The 19890-nt window shown below is 60.5% G+C and carries 19 protein-coding genes and 1 tRNA gene; 9 read left to right on the top strand and 11 right to left on the bottom strand.

Features of this window, described 5'->3' with window-relative positions; translation table 11 throughout:
• Positions 1-84: 84 nt before the first annotated feature.
• Positions 85-158, top strand: a tRNA-Gly gene (locus tag H5P28_RS16230).
• Between the two features lie 630 nt (positions 159-788).
• On the opposite strand, the gene H5P28_RS16225 is transcribed toward H5P28_RS16230, so the two are convergent.
• From H5P28_RS16225 to H5P28_RS19795, 4 genes are read right to left on the bottom strand one after another with little or no spacing between them, the layout of a single operon-like run.
• A complete protein-coding gene (locus H5P28_RS16225; RefSeq protein ID WP_185676744.1) occupies positions 789-1178 on the bottom strand; it encodes a helix-turn-helix domain-containing protein in 390 nt (129 codons plus the stop codon).
• Positions 1165-1518 carry a BrnT family toxin gene (locus tag H5P28_RS16220; protein ID WP_221773459.1) on the bottom strand — a complete coding sequence of 118 codons (354 nt, stop codon included), beginning with the start codon at positions 1516-1518 and terminating at the stop codon, positions 1165-1167. The genes H5P28_RS16225 and H5P28_RS16220 overlap by 14 nt, the downstream gene beginning before the upstream one ends.
• Positions 1519-1536: 18 nt before the next feature.
• Positions 1537-2166: a YfjI family protein gene (locus tag H5P28_RS16215; protein WP_246456429.1), complete on the bottom strand. Its 630-nt coding sequence runs from the start codon at positions 2164-2166 to the stop codon at positions 1537-1539.
• Positions 2084-2566 carry a hypothetical protein gene (locus H5P28_RS19795; RefSeq protein ID WP_246456426.1) on the bottom strand — a complete coding sequence of 161 codons (483 nt, stop codon included), beginning with the start codon at positions 2564-2566 and terminating at the stop codon, positions 2084-2086. The genes H5P28_RS16215 and H5P28_RS19795 overlap by 83 nt, the downstream gene beginning before the upstream one ends.
• Before the next feature lie 359 nt (positions 2567-2925).
• Between H5P28_RS19795 and H5P28_RS16210 the strand changes: the two genes are divergently transcribed.
• A complete protein-coding gene (locus tag H5P28_RS16210; RefSeq protein ID WP_185676742.1) occupies positions 2926-3624 on the top strand; it encodes a hypothetical protein in 699 nt (232 codons plus the stop codon).
• On the top strand, positions 3621-4391 hold the full coding sequence (locus H5P28_RS16205) for a 16S rRNA (uracil(1498)-N(3))-methyltransferase (RefSeq protein ID WP_185676741.1): 771 nt from the start codon (positions 3621-3623) through the stop codon (positions 4389-4391). The genes H5P28_RS16210 and H5P28_RS16205 overlap by 4 nt, the downstream gene beginning before the upstream one ends.
• A 368-nt stretch (positions 4392-4759) precedes the next feature.
• On the opposite strand, the gene H5P28_RS16200 is transcribed toward H5P28_RS16205, so the two are convergent.
• On the bottom strand, positions 4760-5323 hold the full coding sequence (locus H5P28_RS16200) for an RsmD family RNA methyltransferase (protein ID WP_185676740.1): 564 nt from the start codon (positions 5321-5323) through the stop codon (positions 4760-4762).
• Between the two features lie 442 nt (positions 5324-5765).
• On the opposite strand from H5P28_RS16200, the gene H5P28_RS16195 reads away from it, so the two are divergent.
• The 5 genes from H5P28_RS16195 (at position 5766) to H5P28_RS16175 (ending at position 11132) form a co-directional block, all read left to right on the top strand.
• Complete coding sequence (locus H5P28_RS16195) at positions 5766-7214, top strand: hypothetical protein (RefSeq protein WP_185676739.1); 1449 nt, start codon at positions 5766-5768, stop codon at positions 7212-7214.
• Between the two features lie 194 nt (positions 7215-7408).
• The gene (locus H5P28_RS16190; RefSeq protein ID WP_185676738.1) at positions 7409-8164 is read left to right on the top strand and encodes an MlaE family ABC transporter permease; all 756 of its coding nucleotides are present in this window, start codon (positions 7409-7411) and stop codon (positions 8162-8164) included.
• A gap of 1 nt (position 8165) precedes the next feature.
• Positions 8166-8984 (top strand): ABC transporter ATP-binding protein, encoded by an 819-nt coding sequence (locus H5P28_RS16185; protein WP_185676737.1) that lies wholly within the window; start codon positions 8166-8168, stop codon positions 8982-8984.
• Positions 8985-9040: 56 nt separating this feature from the next.
• Positions 9041-10018 (top strand): MlaD family protein, encoded by a 978-nt coding sequence (locus tag H5P28_RS16180; RefSeq protein ID WP_185676736.1) that lies wholly within the window; start codon positions 9041-9043, stop codon positions 10016-10018.
• A 388-nt stretch (positions 10019-10406) separates the two neighbouring features.
• Positions 10407-11132 carry an RsmE family RNA methyltransferase gene (locus H5P28_RS16175; protein WP_185676735.1) on the top strand — a complete coding sequence of 242 codons (726 nt, stop codon included), beginning with the start codon at positions 10407-10409 and terminating at the stop codon, positions 11130-11132.
• Between the two features lie 346 nt (positions 11133-11478).
• On the opposite strand, the gene H5P28_RS16170 is transcribed toward H5P28_RS16175, so the two are convergent.
• From H5P28_RS16170 to H5P28_RS16160, 3 genes are all read right to left on the bottom strand, one after another.
• Positions 11479-13020 (bottom strand): sialate O-acetylesterase, encoded by a 1542-nt coding sequence (locus tag H5P28_RS16170; RefSeq protein WP_185676734.1) that lies wholly within the window; start codon positions 13018-13020, stop codon positions 11479-11481.
• A 244-nt stretch (positions 13021-13264) separates the two neighbouring features.
• The gene (locus H5P28_RS16165) at positions 13265-13879 is read right to left on the bottom strand and encodes a nitroreductase family protein (RefSeq protein ID WP_185676733.1); all 615 of its coding nucleotides are present in this window, start codon (positions 13877-13879) and stop codon (positions 13265-13267) included.
• A gap of 59 nt (positions 13880-13938) precedes the next feature.
• Complete coding sequence (locus H5P28_RS16160; protein WP_185676732.1) at positions 13939-14928, bottom strand: HAD family hydrolase; 990 nt, start codon at positions 14926-14928, stop codon at positions 13939-13941.
• 123 nt (positions 14929-15051) lie between these two features.
• Here H5P28_RS16160 and H5P28_RS16155 point away from each other — a divergent pair, with 123 nt between their 5' ends.
• Complete coding sequence (locus H5P28_RS16155) at positions 15052-15804, top strand: hypothetical protein (RefSeq protein WP_185676731.1); 753 nt, start codon at positions 15052-15054, stop codon at positions 15802-15804.
• Between the two features lie 137 nt (positions 15805-15941).
• On the opposite strand, the gene ppk1 is transcribed toward H5P28_RS16155, so the two are convergent.
• From ppk1 to H5P28_RS16140, 3 genes are read right to left on the bottom strand one after another with little or no spacing between them, the layout of a single operon-like run.
• Positions 15942-18113 carry a polyphosphate kinase 1 gene (ppk1, locus tag H5P28_RS16150; protein ID WP_185676730.1) on the bottom strand — a complete coding sequence of 724 codons (2172 nt, stop codon included), beginning with the start codon at positions 18111-18113 and terminating at the stop codon, positions 15942-15944.
• Between the two features lie 18 nt (positions 18114-18131).
• Positions 18132-18476 carry a YkvA family protein gene (locus H5P28_RS16145; protein WP_185676729.1) on the bottom strand — a complete coding sequence of 115 codons (345 nt, stop codon included), beginning with the start codon at positions 18474-18476 and terminating at the stop codon, positions 18132-18134.
• 20 nt (positions 18477-18496) lie between these two features.
• Positions 18497-19864 (bottom strand): NAD-dependent succinate-semialdehyde dehydrogenase, encoded by a 1368-nt coding sequence (locus tag H5P28_RS16140; RefSeq protein WP_185676728.1) that lies wholly within the window; start codon positions 19862-19864, stop codon positions 18497-18499.
• Positions 19865-19890: the final 26 nt, after the last annotated feature.

Below are 19890 nucleotides of genomic sequence, written 5' to 3'. Positions count from 1 at the left end.
ACCCGGAAATATCCGGGCCTAATGATGGTATTAGCTTGACCGTTAAGCCCTTCCGGGTCAAGTCTCCTGCCCTACGTCATTAATGCGGGCGTAGTTTAGTGGTAAAACCTCAGTCTTCCACACTGATGATGTCGGTTCGATTCCGTCCGCCCGCACCAATTTTGTAAGTAGCTTTTGTTTGGGCGTTTATGTGTTTTGGGCTGGGTGAGGATGGCCCGGAATCCTAACAAAGTCCTAACACACCCCTGCTAAATCAGTATGGTTTTAGTGGTTTAGCGAAAGCGAAAGGGGTAGTAATACTGGGGGCAATCCTCTATGTTTTCGCAGCCTCGGCTATCCTGCCCGGAACACCCTGCATAAACTTTTCCCCTGACATTGCAGGTAAGAGAGACTGATGCCCCTTGCAGTCCTGTCTTTGTACGCCTCTGGCTGGCCTGTGAGCGCGTTTGATGTGGCATGGTTCCCCCCGGGCCTTGCCTACAGCCACCCGGCAATGTCTCCACGGCTCCCACGGCATGGGATAGGATGTACCTATGGAAGGGGGTATGATAATCTCTGGAGCCTATAGCTCTGACACCGTGTTGTAAGTGCGAAAAAAAACACACGGAGTTTTTAGGGGTACCCCCCTTATCCCCCCCCTCTGAAAAATTGGGCGAATTTTTAAATGACCTTCACGGTCGGTGTCAGGGCCGTTCCCTCTAGAGATTTGCCCACCCCACCAGAAAAACCCGATTTACCCGAAAAACTGGGGACACAAAAAAAGCCCCGCGCATGGCAGGGCTTCGGGGTTAGACTTCGGCCAGGTCTTTGATGATGTCCGGGCGCTTGTCGATAATACGGAACAGCTTGCGGGCCGTTGCGGGCGGCTTGCCCCGTCCCTGCTCCCAATTGCGGACAGATGAGGCGGTAACGCCTATCAGACGGGCAAAGTCCTTCTGACTCATTCCAAGGGCCTTGCGGGTCGGAATCACTTTGGGGGCGTCAAGGCGGCTTGGGGTACCACGCTTGGGCTGACTCTTGAGCTGCTTTAGCACGGCCTCCGGGGAAGGAATGCCAAGAGCTTCCTGTTCCTTTTTACTCAGGATACGCTCCCCGCTCGCTGTCGGCAGGGCTTCGCCGTTGATGTCGGTCATGCCAACCTGATAGCCTTCTTTGAATTTAGCCTTACCTGTTTTCATAGCGTTTCCTTCCTTGTCTCCAGTATCCCGCGCCAATGAGGCGGATTTTGCTGTCGCGGATTGTGAATCGGACAGTCAGCACACGCTCGGAAACCATCCCGTAGCAGAAATACCGGGTTTCGGTATCTGTGCTGTGGGCGGTGTCTTCGGTAATGAGCCTGTCCGGGTCCGCAAAGGCAAGCATGGCATCCTGAAAACTCACTTGATGTTTGCTCAGGTTGTCCGCCGCCTTTGTGGCATCCCATTCAAAATCCATCCCATTAAATGTGTTAAATTTGCGTACATTTGTCAAGGGCTGAAACTGTGTTTTTAAATACATACCTGCCTGCGTAGCCTGCATAACCTGCGAAACCTCTGTTCATTGCGGGGAATTAATACAGTTTCCCTTTATGAGCAAAACAGGTGAAGCCCTGCCGCCTTCTGGACCGGGCTGCCGCGTGGTGATCATGATCGAATCAGGATAGCGCAGGGCCAGGGCGTTTAATTGCTCCTGAGTGAGACTATTCCGGCGCTTGATTTCACGAATTGCAACCGTCACTCCCTCCGGCGTTTCTGTACCATAGCTGGAGGCGGTCGCCATAATGCGCTGTATGCTGTCTTCGTCCTGCCTCTGACGTGCGCTTTCCTGATGCTGCCTTGCGGCCTGCCCGTAGTAGGTCGCCAAGGCAAGGGCGGTCTGTGCGGTGCGCCCGCTCAAGGGGTGCTGGGCCGGGTTGTCGGGGCAATCTATAGCGTGCAGGACAAGAGCGATACGCATTGCCTGCTCAACCTTACGGGCCTCAAAGGAATCCCCTTCGGGTCGGATGTCGAAAGAATCGCAATAGGTGTTGTGTGAATCATCAAATTGCTGGCGAGCATCCAGTGACAGCTTGACGGCGGGTTCCCATCTCCCGGTATTGGATAATTTATACAGGCCCTTGATAACACCCGCCCATGTCTGCCAGATTTCCGGCGTCAAGGCAGGGGCTTGCTCTCCGGTATGACGCAAGCGGGGGCGGCTCCAGCTTTGGCATACCAGAATCCGGGGCATTAAGGCTTTCGTAACGCTTGTAAGTACCCGATGCTTTGCGGGTCTCTACGCTGGCCAGCCAAGAGCGGAGATAGTTTTCCGTCAGCGTATATTCCAGTTCCTCGCTGCTGTTAACTACATCTTCGGCAATCTCTCGCCAATGACGTGCTACCAGGTTGCCCCGGCAGGCTTCCTCTGCACGGTCAGCCATGCTTTTAGCCAGGCGTTTATTGGTAGCCGCTTTCTGTTTGCGCTCGCTTTCGGTTTCGCCGTCCGGGGTGTGTTCGATCTTCGTGGACTTGGCGACCTGCCGCCCGTTGGCATCCCTGAAGGCCATCTGCCAATAGCGGCTTTTCGCGGTCTTGTGAATCGAACTCATGTACAGACTCCTAACAAAGTCCTAACACGCTTATCAAGTTATATTGGTTTGTTTGGTTTATTGATTTATGTAAGATTATGTGGAATAGGGCATTATGGTTTTAAGTGTTTTTGATGGCAGCCCGGAATAAAAATGTCGGTTCGATTCCGTCCGCCCGCACCAATTTCGCCGGGGAAAATCGCCGACGGCAAGTCGGGATCCTGCGCTGGCGAAGGCCCGACGAAGTCGGCGTAGATGTCGCTGCAAGGCGCGGACTTAACGGCCTTTTTTGGGATTGAAAGAGCGGGGTTCACTCGTGTTGACTGAGGGGAACGTTTGATCCCGCGCACAAGCCGGGCGGGGCGAACCGTTGATTTTTCATGACAGAGAGGGAATTACGCCTGTGGATGCTGGAGGAGACCATCGAGGACTCCTGGTGGCTGAGCGTGGACGGGCAGAACAGCGAGGCCCCTGTCACCCTGAGCAAGGCGGCTGACTACACGGCGGCCAACGCCGACAAAGAGATCCTGGTGTTGCACGCCTCCCAGGCCGAGGTGAAAAACCCGCCCTGGATACCGCTCGAACCTTCTCCGGTCATGACGCCACAGGAGCGGGCGGATTTTCGCCTGCCCAAATCCTGGCTCGGGCGCGGACTCCAGTTGGGATTGCTAGTGGTGGTGGTCGCCGGACTCGTTTATTATTTTATGCCGGAGCCGGTTGTGGATGAGAGCCAGCAACCCCCGAAAGTGCTCGTTTCCCGTGAGGCTATGATTAAAAAGCTGGCCGTGGTCGAGGAACTGGGAGCAACCGCCGAACCGGTGATTGACGCGACCATCGCCCGCAGCGGACGCATCTTTTTTATCACCAATCACAACACGCAGGCCTGGCCGTCGATCACCATCCGGCTTGAGGACGGCTACACCTGCGAGTGGACGCAGCGGGTCGAACCGGGGATCACCATGCAGATTCCCTTCCGCTTCTTTACCCGCGACGGCAAGGCCCTGGCCGATGGAGACGTCAATCTCTCGCGTATCGTGCTGGAGGTGCCCGGCCTGCGCAAGTGGGAGAAAAACTTTTGAACCTGATCCTGCTGCACTCGTGTGAGGAATCCGCCCGCCTGCCCGGCGGCGACCCGCGGACGCGCCATGTGCGCGATGTCCTGCGGATGGGAGCGGGGGATCGCTTCTACGTCGGCCTGCCCAATGGCCCGCGCGGACGGGCCACCATCCTGGCCGATGAGGGCGCGAAGGGGCTCTGGCTGAATGTCGAGTGGGAGCCATCGGCCCCCGTTGCCCAGCCCCTGGAGCTAGTGGTCGGCTTGCCCCGGCCACAGACGGCACGGCGCGTCCTGCATGATGCCGCTTCGCTCGGGGTACGGGCGATTCACTTTTTTCAGGCGGAAAAGGGCGAGCGCTCCTACGCCGAGAGCCGCCTGTGGCACAGTGACGAGTGGCAGCAGCGACTCCAGGAAGGAGCCGCGCAGGCATTCAGCACCGTTATCCCCGAGGTGACGCATGCCGACAGTCTGGAGCAGTGCGTCGGTCAACTGGAGGCTTCGGGGCGGATGCGCTACGCGTTGGATATTTACGAGGCGAGCTCGCCGCTGGCCGCAATCAGCCCGGCGGAACTGCGGGCACCAGGTCAGGGACGGCTAACGCTGGCCTTGGCGATCGGGGCCGAGCGCGGATGGTCGGAAGCCGAGCGCTCACTACTGCGGGCGGCGGACTTTGAACTGGTCCACCTCGGCGAACGCGTGCTGCGCACGGAGGCGGCGGTCATCGCCGGGGCCACGCTCGCGCTGGCCGCACTGGGGGCGCTCGACCAGCCATATCTGGTCGAGGACTGAGGGCGGCTCTGATCTCTTTTTAACAGGAAGGCCGGGAAGGTCGTGGCCGGGAGGTGTGTCCCATCGCAGAGCCGGAGCAGCCGGGGCACCAAATTGATGAGATATAATTTGATGGCACACGCTGGCGACAGATTAAAGCGAACATCTCTAGTTATACCGCTTCTATCCGGGGTTGAAGGTTGCCGTTCTTGCAAAGGAACAGAAGTTCCGTCTCAAGCGTTTTCTGGGCAGAGGGCGAGAGGGTATTTTTTCAAAAAAACACCCTCTCGCATAACCCTCAAAGCAACTTCGAGCCGGTATTCCCGCTCTTCTCGGCCTTCCTGTTAAATCTTTTTTTATCGGTGAAAGCCGGGGAGAAGGGGGCGCGATTACTCCCCGTGCCCGAAAATCCAGGCGGCAGGCTGGGTGGCACCTTTGCCGATGCGCTTGCGCAGGCAGAAGCCGGGGCCGGGGCGAGGCTCTTCGTTGCCGGGGGCTTCCAGCACAAAGCAGGCAGCGGGGCAAAGTCCGGCCAACTGCCCCAGCAACGTGGCCATGACGGCAGTCTGGTCGTTCCAGAGGGCGTAGGGCGGGTCGGCGAAAATCAGGTCGAAGCCAGCCGTCGGGGGCCAGCGCAGGACATCCCGCCCGTCGATTTGGGCCACGTCCTCGCTGATGCGCAGGGATTTGGCGGTGGCGGCGAGGTTGGTTTTCAGGCAGGCCAGGCAGCCCCGGTCCTTTTCCACAAAGACAGCGCTGGCGGCTCCCCGGCTGAGGGCTTCCAGCCCGTAGGCTCCGCTGCCCGCAAACAGGTCGAGCACGCGTGTGCCGGGGACTGTCGCCGCGAGCGACGAAAATACCGCCTGGCGCAAGTAATCCGTGGCGGGGCGGATTTCGCCCTGTTTGGGAGTTTTGAGGGGGATGCCCCGTGCCTGTCCGCCAGTGATACGCATGTCCCGAGTAGAAAATACGCTCGCTGCGCCGGATTCAATCCCGCTCTTCGATAACTCGAGCGCTCCCGGCGAAAAAATGCCACGCTCAAAGATGGATTTACCCGCGAAGACCCGCGAAGACACGCGAAGGGGGATAAAAGCCAGTGCCATGTTTTCTCCCTTTTGGGGTGTCAGGCCAGTTTTAATTTTTCAACCGCGGAGACGCAAAGACGCAGAGAAGGCACAGGGGGAGGCAGAAGAAGGAACCACGGATGACACGGATTTCGCGGAGGCTGCGTGACCCCACACCGCATTCATGGCTTTGCCTTAGCAAAGCCATCAGTGATGCGAAGTATCACAGGTGCAGGACTCTGTCCTGCCTTCGCGGGCAACTCTTCCGGTCCGGTTGGCCGCCCAAGAATAACCTCGCCTTCGGGGCTGATGTTTCAGAGACGGTAGGGGCTTGTTTTTAAAGATACACAACGCGTGTCGCCGGGGGATCTCGGTCCTTGCATTGGCCGGGGCTGCCGGGGCGCTCGCCGCCGACACGGTGGTCGAAGACCTCTCTCCGCTGTGGCGGGAAACCGTCGGAGAAGGGGAGAGCCGCCGCGTGCAGATGCTGGGACCGATTTTCGAGAGCCAGCAGAGCGGGGCCAAGCTCTGGGAGGCGTTCCGACCCTTCAGTGTCAAGTTCACCGACACGGAGACCGAGACGGTGGACTCCTACGTCCTGCCGCCGGTTTTTCTCTGGCACGACACCCCGCGCCAGACGACCTGGCGGCTCTTCGGGTTCATTTCCGGCACGGAGGAGCGCCGGGGCGGCGAAGTCGAGGAGACGACTTTTTCCGTCTTTCCGCTGGTCTTCCGCGACCGTGACAAGGTCAACCCCGACGAGGACGCCTTCGCGGTCTTTCCGCTCTACGGCACGATTAACAACAGCCTGCTTTTCGGTGATGTGTCCTTCGTGCTCTTCCCCTTCTACGCCAACTCCCACCGCCCCGAGGCCGAGCGCTACGCCGCACCCTGGCCCTTCGTACAGTGGCAGGAGGGACCGGCCGCCGAGGGTGGGGCCTTCTGGCCGCTGGGCGGGCACTTCTCGGCCGAGGGGCTTTACGATCACCAGTACTATTTCTGGCCCTTCATTTACCGTTCGGTGGATGGCCTGAGCGATCCTGTGCCCCGCGTGCGCGAGGGCTTTTTACCCTTCTATGCCATCGAGCGATCCGCCACGGTCGAGGATGTTTCCATCGGCTGGCCCTTCGGCGGCTGGCGTGAGGAATATGACACCGGCTACCGCGAGACGCGCTACTTCTGGCCGCTGTGGATGCAGGGCTACGGCGAAGACCAGACCACCGAGCGCTGGCTGCCCTTTTATATGGACGAACGCTCCAGCGAGCGCCGCGACTCCTGGTACATGTGGCCGCTGGTTTCTTACTCGGAGGGGCAGGACGGGAAGTACGCCTTTGAGCGCAGGCAGTTCCTCTACATCCTGTACTGGGATAAAAGCGTCTGGAGCCTGACCGAGCCCGAGGCCGCGCCCTCCCGACTCGTCCACCTGTGGCCCTTCTACACCGAGTACCACGACGGCCACGGCAAGACCCAGGCGCAGTTTTTCAGCCCATTCGCGGTCTTTTTCCCCAACAGTGAGCCGGTGAAAAAGCTCTACGCGCCCCTGTTTACGCTTTTTCGGCTGGAGAGCGATGCTGCGACCGGCGTGACCGAGCAGGGCTGGTTCTGGGACTTTATCCACGAGACAAAAACCGAGGAGAGCACACGCTTCACGGTCGGCCCACTGCTGGAGCACGATGTCGGCCCGGGCCGGGCGAAGTTCGAGCTGCTCGGCGGCCTGCTCGGTGTTGAACGCAAGGACGAGAATGTCGCCTTCCGGTTTCTGTGGTTCACCATCGACTGAGCCCGGCCCGGGCCGGTGTCGCAACGTGCTGGGCAGTGTCGCAAAGCGACCACCGGGGGCGTCATTCGCCGCTTGCCTTCGCCCGGCCCGATGTCTCATGCTCGTCCCCGATTTTACGCCCCGCCCGGAACACACTCTCACGCATGACATTTTTACCCGAAAAGGCCGCCCGCGGCCCGCGCGTTTTTTAAGGTATGCAGGCGATCCGCGACTTTCTGGACTATATTGGCGAGTGCATTCTCGTGTTCCTGCGTTCGATCTACTACCTGCCGACGGTGCCCCGGCAGTTCGACCGGGTGATTTTCCACTGCTACCACATTGGCTACCGCACGATGCCGATGGTGCTTATCATGACCTTCTTCCTCGGAGCAGTGCTTGCGCTCCAGACCGGGTACAGCCTGCAGGACATCCCTGGGATGAATGTCTATCAGGGCTCGATCTCGGGGCAGGGTATGTCCCGGGAGCTGGCCCCGCTGATTACGGCGCTGCTGCTGGCCGGGCGCGTGGGCTCGTCCACCACGGCGGAAATCGCCTCCATGAAAGTTTATCACGAGGTGGACGCCCTGCGCACGATGAATATCCCGCCGGAGCGCCTGCTGGTCATGCCGCGCCTGGTAGCGATCATCCTGATGATGCCGATCATGGTGGGGATGGGGATCTTTGTCGGTTGGTACGGCGGGGCCCTGGCCGCCTCCAAGGTGCCCTTCATTAACCTGAGCACGGAAATGTACTGGGCCAACCTGAAGGATGTGGTCGGCTTTCAGGACATTATCGACGGTCAGATCAAGGGTATGGTCTTTGGCGTGGCGGTGATTCTCGTGGCCTGTACGAGCGGCCTGCGCACCAAAGGCGGGCCGCGCGAGATCGGCATGTCTGTGACCTCGGCGGTCGTGGCCTCAATGGTTATCATCCTGTGCCTGGACTTCGTGTTAACCCTCATGCTGATGTGAAATGGGACGCAAGAAACACGATCTGATCGATACAAGCGAACGCCGCGCCGTCGGGGTGGACATCCAACACGTGAACAAGCGCTTCCGCGAGCAGGTGGTGCTCGACGACGTGCATTTTACCATCAATCCGGGCGAAATCTTTGTCATCATGGGCCCCAGCGGTGCGGGCAAAAGCACACTGATGCGGGCGATTGTCAACCTGGAGGGGGTGGACAGCGGCGACATCCTCATCAACGGCGAATCCGCCTTCCGCCAGCAGACCCACGTGCGTATGCACACGGCCATTGTTTTCCAGGCCGGAGGGCTTTTCAACTCGATGTCGGTTTACGACAACCTCGCCTTTTACCCGCGCGAACACCGCCTCTACGATCGCAAGACCCTGCACGACAAGGTGCACTACACCCTGCAAATCCTGAACCTCAAAGGTTGCGCCGAGAAGTACCCCGCGGAGCTGTCCGGCGGGATGCGCAAGCGCGTGGCCATCGCCCGTTCGCTGCTGATCGAGCCCCGGCTGCTCCTCTATGATGAGCCGACCTCGGAGCTGGACCCGCTCTCGGCTGCCAATATCGCCGAGGTCATCGGAACGCTGAAGGAGGAGTTCGACGTGACCAGCATCGTCGTCTCCCACGACCGCGACCTGGCCACCAGCATTGGTGAGCGCGTCGCCCTGATGGAGAAGGGCCGCGTCGTCACTATCGACACCCCCGAGGGCCTGTGCGCCTCCACCAACCCCATCGTGCGCGAGTTTCTCCAGCCGAACATCGACTGCCAGAAGCCGCGTTTCCGACAGGCCGCTAGTGGCTCTCCCGTGCCGCTGTGAGCGCCATCCGCCCTGCAACCTTGAGTTTCTCTCACCACCGCCTATAAACTGACATTATGAACCAAAGCTCGCAATCCATCCGCGTGGGGCTGTTTTTCCTTTTTGGCGTCGCGCTGCTGACGCTGATGTACCTGACCCTCACGGACCCGAATATCCGCAGCGACGATGGTTACCGGGTGGTGGCGACGTTCAAGGACCTGCGCGAGCTGAAAGTCTCCGACGAGGTTCGCATGTCGGGCGTGCGCATCGGCAGCGTGCTGGAGACGGACCTGGTGGACGGCAAGGCCGTGGCCGTGCTCGCCGTGCGCGCGAAGTTCCCCATCCCGGCCAATTCCGAGGCCACCATCCAGACCGCCGGGATCATTGGCACGAACTACATCAGCATCACCTACGGGGATTCGGAGCAGTTCTTGGCCTCCGGCGATGACATTCGCACCTTTGAGACGCCGGGATTCGCTCAGGTCGTGTCCGAGATCGGCCGACTCGGTGAACAGATGGACGAGGCGTTCAGCCAGTTGCACGAGTCGCTCAGCGTCTTCGCGGGCGAGGACGGGCAGGATTCGCTTTTCGTCACGCTCAATCACATGCTCTCGGATAATCGCGAGCGCCTGAACAAGACGCTGACCAACCTGGAGCAGATCAGCGACGACCTGGCCAACTCCCGCGGCGCGCTGGGCAAGCTGATTCAGGACGACGAGGCCTACGACCGCCTGCTCACCGTGGCCGAGAACTTCACCGAGGCCACCGACCGGGCCAACGCCTTTCTCCAGCAACTCCAGTCCACCAACTCTGCCCTGGGCGCGATGGTGTACGACGATCAGCTCGGGGCCAAGGTCCGCACCTCCTTTGACAACATCGAGGCCTTCACCATCAAGCTCAACTCGCCCAGCAACTCCCTGGGCCGCATCCTGGGCAATGACGCGCTCTACCTCCAGGCAGAGGAAACCCTGCAGGAAGTCGATGACGCCGTAAAAAAATTCAGTGGAGGTAGTGTCGGTTCTGCCGCCGGAGCACTTTCCAATGGTTTATTTTGATGATTATCAGTGGCTTAAGTTTTTATTCGAAAAACTTTGTTTTTTTTGAACGAAATCCGCCCGGCCCCCGTCTTACTTATTGCAACCCCTCAAGATTTGAAGTTGCAGCGTATAGTTTCAGTCTAGTTTGTAGTTTGCATTTAGGTTAAAGAGGCACCGTCCGGCTGGGCGGTGTTTCTTTTTTTTCCGGGTTACACCCGGTGGCAATGAGGGGGGCAAGCCCCCTGCACGTCCAAAAGGCCGCTACCCTGCACAGCGAAGCGCAGCATCGAAAGTCGAGCGCGGCCACGCACCGCGGGTCCGGAGCGCAGAGCCCCGGTCTTAGCTGTTCTTGGACCCAGGCACTCTTCGCGTGACTTCGCGGGCGGCTCTTCTTAAAACGGTGAACATGAGCGGATTTCGCGTCTACCTGCCGGACGGGGCTCCTGAATCAGGCCCGGTCGAACTGCCTGCCACCGAGGCCCACCACCTCGTGCGGGTGCTGCGGGCGCGCCGGGGAGACCCGGTCACGCTTTTCGACGGACGCGGTGAGGCCTGGCAGGCCAGTCTTGCTGTCGTAGAAAACCGTCGCGCCGTGGCGGAAGTGCATGGACGGGAAGCGCTTGAGTCTCCGGGCCACAGGCTGATCCTGGTGCTCGCTCTAGTCAAGGGGAAAGCTTTTGATGAGATCATTCGCCAGGCGACTCAGCTCGGGGTGACCGAGATCCGGCCCGTGGCGACGGCGCACTGTGAGGTCAAGCTCGACGGCGGGCGGGCGGCGTCCAAGCTCGACCACTGGCGGGCCGTGGCGGTTGAGGCCTGCAAGCAGTCCGGCAACCTGCGGCTGCCGGAAATTCTCGAACCGCTCCCGCTGTCCGAGGCCGTGAGGCTGCCCGCCGGGCTGAAACTGGTCGCCTCACTGGAAGAGGGGACGGTGCCGCTGGTGGAGGCGTTACAGGGCGCTTCGGCGTCTGCCCCGTGGGAAATCGCCATCGGCCCGGAAGGTGATTTTTCCCCGGCTGAATACGGCCTGTTGCGCGGAGCCGGTTACCGCCCGGTTTCGTTGGCGCGTCACGTTTTACGAGCCGAAACTGCCGCCCTCTACGCTCTTAGCGTGATGGATGCCCACCGCTGAGCGGGGGCAACACATCTGCGTTGGAAGAGGGATTTTAACCACAGAGTACACAGAGGGCACAGAGCGCTGACGCTGTTTGACGAAAACGCTTGCGATCACTGTGCGCGTTCGGCGCAGGCGTATCTCCAGTAGCACTGTTTTCGGTTTTTTATTCTCCAGACATTTCCACGGAAAGAATCCAGATTTTACGAAATCTCAGGCAAGCAATGTGGCATTGAGAAACAGCGCCAGCGCTCTGTGCCCTCTGTGTACTCTGTGGTTAATCTCTTCCCCCCCAAAAAAAAGAGCCGGGCGCGTTGGGCGGCCCGGCTCTGGAAAAGGTCACGCGCGTGGTGCGCGGAGGGTGCTACTTATCCTGGGTGGTGATGACCCAGTCGTCGGTGCGGAAGGGCGTCAGCGGGAGGCCGTTGCGGTCCTGCACGTTGACCACGGGGTTGTCGGCCCAGCCATAGCGGACGGCGACGGGCTCGGAGACTTCGTCGCTCCAGACTTCAATCTGGTTTTTGCCCACGAGCTTGCCCTTGGCCCAGACGAACTGCTGGTCCTCCCCGGCGATGGAGAAGCCGATGGGCTCGTTCACGTCAAAGGTGTAGAGTCCCTGGTCGATATTGTCGAAGGTCAGCAGGACCTTGCCGTCTTCCTTGACTTCCATAGACTCATAGACCGGGCTCTCGGCGGCGAAATCGTAGCCGTAATCGTTGGTCAGGGCGAGCATGGCGAGGCGGTTGGCGACGACCTGCTTGTTGCGCGGGTGGATGTCGCGGCCTTCGCCCACATCGATGATGACGGCCTGGCCGGTGTTGGGCAGGTCGAGGGTCATGGTCTGGGCTTCGCGCAGCTCAGCCCAGTTACTGTCGCCGGGTTGGTCTGTCTCATCCCGGAAATCGGCGAGCTGCACCCAGTAGAAGGGGAAGTCGCCCTGGTCCCAGAGTTCACGCCAGGTTTCGATCATGAGAGGGAAAGAGGTGCGATAGCGGTAGGCGCGTCCGGCGTTGGATTCGCCCTGATACCAGATGACGCCGCGGATGCCGTAGCCGACGGTCGGCAGAAGCTCGCCGTAGTAGATGTTGCCGGGGCGGTGCTTGTCGGTGCGGGGATCGACGGGCTTGCGGGGAGCGCGGCCCTGGGAGCCATTGGCTTTCCATTGGGCGGCGGCGGCCAGCCATTTGTCCAGCTCCTGCTGGTAGTCGGCATCGGTGTAGTTGGCCATGCGGTCTTGCCAGTCCTTGAGATAGTTGGCGTGGTACTCGTCCACGTCGAATTTTTCGGGAGGAATCCACCCTTCAACGGAAGAGCCTCCCCAGGCGTTGTCAATCAGCCCGATGGGCACGCCGAGCGTGTTGTAGAGGCGTTGGCCGAAGAGGTAGCCGACGGCGGAAAATTCCGGCACAGTCTGGGGAGAGCAAACTTGCCACTGGCCATCAAAGGTGAACTGCGGCTCTTGCGTGCCCTTCATCGGGACGGTGATGAGGCGGATCTCCGGATAGTTGGCCGAAGCGATTTCCAGCGGGCCGAAGTTGGTGTTCATGAGCGACCACTGCATGTTGGATTGGCCGGAGCAGATCCAGACTTCGCCCACGAGCACATCGTCAAAGGTCAGGGTATTGTTGCCCTTGACGGTGAGGGTGTAGGGGCCACCAACTTCGAGCGGGTCGATCTTGACTTTCCAGTTGCCGTTGGCGTCGGCGGTGGTGGTTTTGCTCTGGGTGTCGATGGTGACGGTGACTTTTTCACCCGGATCGGCCAGGCCCCAGACGGGGTTGGCCTGTTCCCGCTGGAGGACCATGTGGTCGCTGAAAATAGCGGGGACTTTGACATCCGCATGCGAAGCAAGCGTTGCGGAGGCCAGCGTTAGAAGGATAAGGGTACCAGACTTCAAACAAGACATAGTACCCGAGACTCGCATGTTTGGCTGACACCGTAAATCTTTAAAAACCTTCAAAAGACTAACGCTCGCGATTTTCAAAAAAAAAAGCGGCAGTCAAAAGCCTGCCGCCGGTAAAGACGTGTAGCGTGCTCGGTACGGTAGGCATCGAAAGTGCAGGGACCGACTGGACCAGCTACCGATTGGGGTAGCAGCCTTTCTGGACGCGTAGGGGCGCAAGCCCCTCATTGTCCAGTGCGGGCACGCACTAGATGAGAGTTGAACTCTTGCCCCAGGTGACGCCGAAGACCCATTCCTTGAAGGGCTTGCGCTCGCGGGCGCCCTGATCCCGTTTGGCCAGTTCGGGGTCTCCGTTTTCAGGCTTGTCGGCGTAGCCGATGGCGATGGCGGTGAGGGGGACGTAATCCTCGGGTACCTCGTAGCGCTTGCTGATGGCGTCGGCGTCGATCCCGGCCATCATGTGTACATGGAGCCCGAGGGCTTGCGCCTGAAGCGTCAACGTCGCCCCGGCCAGTCCGAGGTCGTGATGGTACGTCGGGTTGGGAGCACCGTTGTAGGTAAAGGTCTTTTTCGCGCAGGCGAGGATGAGCACTCCGGCGTTTTTCGCCCACGCCTGATTGGCCTCTACGAGGCAGGAGAGCGCCTTTTTCCAGGTTTCGCTGTCACCACGATCAGCCACGATGTAGCGCCAGGGCTGCTCGTTGAATCCCGAAGCGGCCCAGCGGGCGGCCTCCAGACAGGACAAGAGCTTGTCCTTTTCAACAGGGTCGCCGCTGAAGATATAAGGGCTGTAGCGCTCCTTGATAACCTCCATGACGGGGTGCTCGGTGTGGGCAGTACGTTCGGGATTGACGGTGTTCATGAGAGAGAAACTTAATCCTCTGTGCGCACAGAGTAAAGCGGCCCCGGTGTTTTTATCGCTTATTCGCCGAGGATGGTGCTCCAGTCGTTTTTAATGCTGACGACGGTCCAGCCGCGCTTCTTGGCCATGGCGAGGATGTCCTGGTCGGCATAGGCATATTCGCGAGCCTCGTCGTCGTGGTTGATGATGAGGCAAAGGCTCTTGAAGGGGCTGTGGACGGCGTAGGATAGCATTTCGTAGTCGGCCATGGAGTTGCCGACGACAAAGACAGGCCCCTTGCCGAGATGCTCGCGGATGTTCTCGGCCTTGCCGGTGAGCCAGTTATCGGGCTCACGGAAAAACGACCCCTGGATGAACTGCGGCCCTTCGGCCTCGAACTCCACCGCGACGCGGCTGCCGATGATTTCGTGGGGGTAAATGTTGCGGAGCTTTTGGGACTGGAGGGCGCGGATGAACTCGCTCTGCGTGCTTGAGACCAGATAGACCATGAAGCCGTGTTCGCGCAAGGTGTCGATCAGCTCCATCATCGGCTTGTAAACCGTGTCCTGATATGGCACCCCGAAGCGGGGGTGGTGCTCGTTCTTCAGAAAGTCGGCGCTGGCCTTCCGGTACTCATCCAGGCTCATGCCCTCGACGGCTTTGAGGAGGATCTCGGTGGTGTTTTCCCGGATGTAGGTTTCGTCGTTGTTCACGGCGGCTTTCCAGGGTTCCTTATCCCGGAGGCCGGGCTTGGCCTTGGCCTGTTTACGCAGTTTCTCCAGCGCGAGCGCGAGCTGGGCGAACTGCGGCTTTTCGACCATCAGGGTGCCATCCAGGTCGAGCGTGGCGATTCGGTCCTGCTGGGGGATGAAGCCGGGATTGGTCGGATTGTCCGCGTTTTTGATGAAGGCGAGGATTTGCTCCTTGGTGGCGTTGTTGTTCCAGCTCGGGAGCGGGTCCAGGCTCTGGCGTGAGAGATTACGGAACGCGAAAGCCGTGTCGGCGCATGTCAGCAAAACAAGCAGGCTCGCCAACAGGGGCATGTACGCAGCAAGGCGGAAGTGTCGCATGTGGGCCATGTGCAGCATAAACTAGGCCGGAGCCGCTGGTGAGAGAAGCCTAAATTTTAAACCGTATAAGTTGAAAACGCTCTTGGCCTTGAGGACATCTGCGGTTAACATGATGCCTGTTTCATGCATACCCGATATACCCCCAGCTTGCTAGTTGTTGCGCTGCTGCCGTTTTTCCCCCTGTTAACCAGCGCGCAGGAAACCGACCTTAACTCGATCCTGCGCATGCACCGGCGTGCACAGGCCGACGTCACAAAGCTCTATGGCGCGGATTCCCTGCGGTTACAGGGAGACACCGACCAGCAGGGAACGAGCTACAGCTTTACGCTGTTCAAGAAATCTCCCAACCTGCTGCGCTACGAAATCGCCTACAAGGAGCGAAACTTCGTCGTCATTTTCGACGGCTCGGACGGCTATTTCTGGTCGCCGGACGAAGCTGATCGCCCGGCGGAGAAAGCCACCGGTTTCATGGCGCAAATGCTGCGGCAGGAGGCCTGGTTCGAGGGACCGCTGCTGAGCGCTTCCTCCAGAGGTTTCTCGGCGGATTACAAAGGAAAGGTGGAATTGCCCGGACATTCGCGCCCGCTTTACCATATCCGTCTGACGAGCACCCGTGGCGAGGAACTGATGGATATTTATCTGGATTCAGTTTCCGCGCTTGAAGTGAGACGTGATTTCCGCCCCAGCGAAGGGTTGCCTCCGCTGGTGACGCGTTTTGAGGATTACCGTACGGTGGACGGATTTTCGATTCCCTTTCTGATCGAGAACTCCTACGAAGGCGAGGTCATCTCAACCACCCGCGTGCGCGATGCGAGCCTCAACGCCGGCATCCTTGGATTCTTCTTCAAGCTGCCCAAAGGCAAGAGTGTCCAATAAACCTCCCCGGGGTAGGAGCCTTTCTGGCTCCGGTGGGGCGATTAGCTGGTCCAGCTTGGGCTCCTTCAATGTCCAGTGCGGTCACGACACCTCCGTAGGGGGCGCAAGCCCCCTTATTGTCGTGTGCGGCGACGCACCTAGTCGAGTTGGTTCTGGTCGTTCTCGCGGAGGATGGTTTCATTGCGGTGGCGCTGGTCGTCGGCCTCCTGCATGAAAATGCTCTGTGCGGAAAAGACCGGCTCGGTCTTGGCGGAGGGGGACGGGCGGTAGGCGCCGTTGGGCTGGAGGAAAGTGGCGGTGGTGTCCTTGAGGAAGGCGGGCAGGATTTTGTCCGTGATCTCCTGTTTGAGTTCGGGGTCGGCCACGGGGAAGACGCACTCGATGCGGCGGAAGAAATTGCGGGGCATCCAGTCGGCGCTGCCGAGGTAAACCTCGGGCGAGCCCCCGGCGTTCTCGAAGTAGTAGATGCGGCTGTGCTCCAGGTAACGGCCGAGGATGCTGCGCACGGTGATGTTGTCGCTCAGGCCCTTGACACCGGGAACGAGGCCGCAGATGCCGCGCACGATCAGCTCTATTTTTACCCCGGCCTGGGAGGCGGCATACAGGTTGTCGATGGTTTCCTTTTCGATCAGGCTGTTGGTCTTGGCGACGATGCGGGCGGGCTTGCCGGCCTTGGCGTTGCGGGCCTCGCGCTTGATCAGGGCCTGCATGCGCGAGTGCAGGTTAAAGGGGGCGACCATCAGGTTCTTGAAATGCGGGGAGCGGGAGAAACCGGTCAGCGTGTTAAAGAGGTCGGCCACCTCGGAGGTGATCTCCTCGCGCGCGGTGAACAGGCTCAGGTCCGTGTAGAGACGGGCGGTTTTGGGGTTGTAATTGCCGGTGCCCAGGTGGACGTAGCGGCGCAGGCCGTCGGCCTCGCGGCGCACGACCAGGCAGCACTTGCAGTGGGTTTTCAGGCCGACCAGCCCATAGACGACGTGTACGCCGACCTCCTCCAGTTCGCGGGCCCACTGGATGTTGTTGGCCTCGTCGAAGCGCGCCTTTAGCTCGACCAGCGCGGTGACCTGTTTGCCGTTTTCGGAGGCTTGCTTGAGCGCCTCGATGATGGGCGAGTCGCCACTGGTACGGTAGAGGGTCTGCTTGATGGCGAAAACCTGCGGGTCGCGCCCGGCCTCGCGCAGGAAGTCCACCACCGGGTTGAACGAGTCGTAGGGGTGGTGCAGCAGGAAGTCCTCCTGCCGGATGTTTTGGAAAAGCTTGGCGGGCACGGCCAGTTCGGCAGGCGTGTTCGGCTGGAAGGGGGCGTCCTTGAGGTCGGGGCGCTCGATCATGCCGTAAACGCTCATCAGGCGCAGCAGGTTGATCGGTCCGTCGATCCGGACCACGAACTCCGAGGGCAGGTCGATGGCCTTGGTCAGGTGGTGGAGCATGTCGTCGTCCACCTCGTGCTCGATCTCCAGGCGCACGGGGTCTCCCTTGCGCAGCTTGTGCAGTTCCTCCTCGATTTGTTTGAGCAGGTTCTCGACTTCTTCTTCATCGATGTAGAGATCGCTGTTGCGGGTGATGCGAAAGGCCCACGCGCCCTGCACCTTGAAGCCGGGAAAGAGCTGGTCGTAGTAGAGCTTGATAACATCGCTGAGGAAAATGTAGGTCTGCGGTCCCTTTTCCGCCGGGTCGATCCGGACCACGCGCGGCAGGATGCGCGGCACCGGGATGATGGCCATCTTGGCCGGCTGGCGGCGGGCGTTGGGCTCCTTCAGGCTGACGAGCAGGTTGAGCGACTTGTTGACCAGTTGCGGGAAGGGGTGGGCCGGGTCGATGGCCATCGGTGTGAGCACCGGGTACACCTCCTGCTCGAAGTATTTGCGCAGCCAGCGCTTTTCGCCCACGGTCAGCTCGTCACGGGTTTTGAATACAATGCCCTCCTTTTTCATCTCGGGCACGAGCTGGTTGTGCCAGCAGGCGTACTGGTCGGAGACGAGGCTGCCCGTGATGCTGTGAATGCGCCGGAGCTGCTCCTTGGGGCCGAGGCCGTCGAGCCCGACTTCGATCACGCCGCTATCGACCTGCTGGACGAGCCCGGCCACGCGGATCTCGAAAAACTCGTCCAGGTTCGAGCTGACGATGGAGAGGAACTTTAACCGCTCCAGCAAGGGCTGGGTGGGGGAGGCGGCCAGGTCGAGCACCCGCCGGTTGAAGGCGAGCCAGCTCAGTTCGCGGTTGAAGTAGGGGTACTTGCCCTTCTTGGCTTTGGCCGGGCGGGTGGCGGTGGTGCGGGTCGTGCGTTTGCGCGGAGTCGGATCTGCCATGTCGGAAAACGGAAGAGTTTAGTCGGAGTGTTTGAACCAGGTTTTAAGTTTTTCTTTGGCCAGGGTGCGGTGTTTTTCGGAAATGCAACTGGCAACGCTGGCCGCTGCGGCCAGGAGTGCCGCCGCGTCGTCGGCGAAGCCCACGCCGGGCGTGATGTCGGGAATCGTATCGAGAGGAAGGATAAGGTATCCGAGCGCGGTAAACAAGACGGTCTTGGCCCACTTGGGCGTTTTTTCGTCGATACCGGTGTAGTAGAGCACGAGCGCTTTCTCAAGCACCTCGCGCCCGATCTGGCGGGCGTACTTGCGGAGCTTGTCCCAGAGGCCGTCCTCGGAGTAGTGCTGCTGGAAGTTTTCGTCCATGATGGGTTCCCGGTTAAGCCTTACTTGATAACCACAGTCTTGATATTTACAAACTCGCGGATGCCGAAGTCCGCCAGTTCGCGGCCGTAGCCGCTCATGCGGATGCCGCCGAAGGGCAGGCGCGGGTCGCTGCGCACGAAGTCGTTGACCGCGACTGTGCCGCTCTGGAGTTCCTCGCGGGCGAGCTTGCGGGCTCTTTCCACGTTGTGCGTAAAGACCGCCCCGCCCAGGCCGAAGCGCGTGTCGTTGGCGACCTTGATGGCCTCGGCCTCGTCCCTGACCGGGATAATGGCCGCGACCGGCCCGAACAACTCGTCGGAGTAGGCGGGCATGCCGGGCTTCACGTCGGTCAGCACGGTGGCCGGGTACCAGGCGCCCGTTTTTTGCGGGATCTCGCCCCCGAGCAGGAGCCGCGCCCCCTCGGCCAGGCAACGGCTAACCTGCCCGTGAAGCTCGTCGCGCAAGTCCTCGCGGGCCATCGGGCCGAGCCGGGTGTCCTTGCTCGCGGGGTCGCCCATCGCGTACCCGCGCATGGCGGCGACGACGGCTTTTTCAAATTCCTCGCGCACGCCCTCGACCACGATGAAGCGCTTGGCCGCGATGCAGCTTTGGCCGCCGTTAATCATGCGCGAGGCGACGCAGCACTGGGCGGCGTGATCGATGTCGGCGTCGGCCAGCACGAGGTAGGCGTCGGAGCCGCCGAGTTCGAGCACGGTCTTTTTGAGCTGGGTGCCGGCCTGGGCGGCGATCTTGCGGCCCGCCTCCTCGCTGCCGGTCAGGGTGACGCCGTGCACGAAGGGATGAGCCACGGCCACGGCGGCATGGGTCGAGGTCAGCATCAGCGTGCGGAAAATGTTGAGCGGGAACCCGGCGCGGTGGAAAATCGCCTCGATGGTCAGGGCGCACTCGGGGACGTTGGAGGCGTGCTTGAGGACGACGACGTTGCCCGCGATGAGGGCGGGCACGGCGGCGCGGAAGACCTGCCAGAACGGGAAATTCCACGGCATCACGGCGAGGATGATTCCCAGCGGCTGGAAGGTGACGAAGCTCTCCGTCGCCTCGGTCTCGATGGGCTGGTCGGCGAGGAAATCCGCTCCATGTTTGGCGTAGTACTCGCAGACCCAAGCGCATTTCTCCACCTCCGAGACGGCCTCGGCGACGGGCTTGCCCATCTCCTTTGTCATGATGGCGGCGAAGGCTTCCTTCTCCACGCGCAGGATCTCGGCCACGCGGGCGAACATCCCGGCCCGGCGGGCGACCGGGCGCTCCCGCCACTGCTCAAAGTCCTCCTGCGCCTTGTCGAGGATGGAGAGGATTTCGGGCAACTCCATTTCGGGGTATTCGCGTAAAAGTTCGCCGGTGGCGGGATTGACAGTTGCGAGGGCCATAGGGGAGAACAGGGGTTGGAGGTTGC

The organism is Ruficoccus amylovorans, from assembly GCF_014230085.1.
Taxonomy (GTDB): domain Bacteria; phylum Verrucomicrobiota; class Verrucomicrobiia; order Opitutales; family Cerasicoccaceae; genus Ruficoccus; species Ruficoccus amylovorans.
This window is presented reverse-complemented; position numbering and strand designations above follow the sequence as displayed.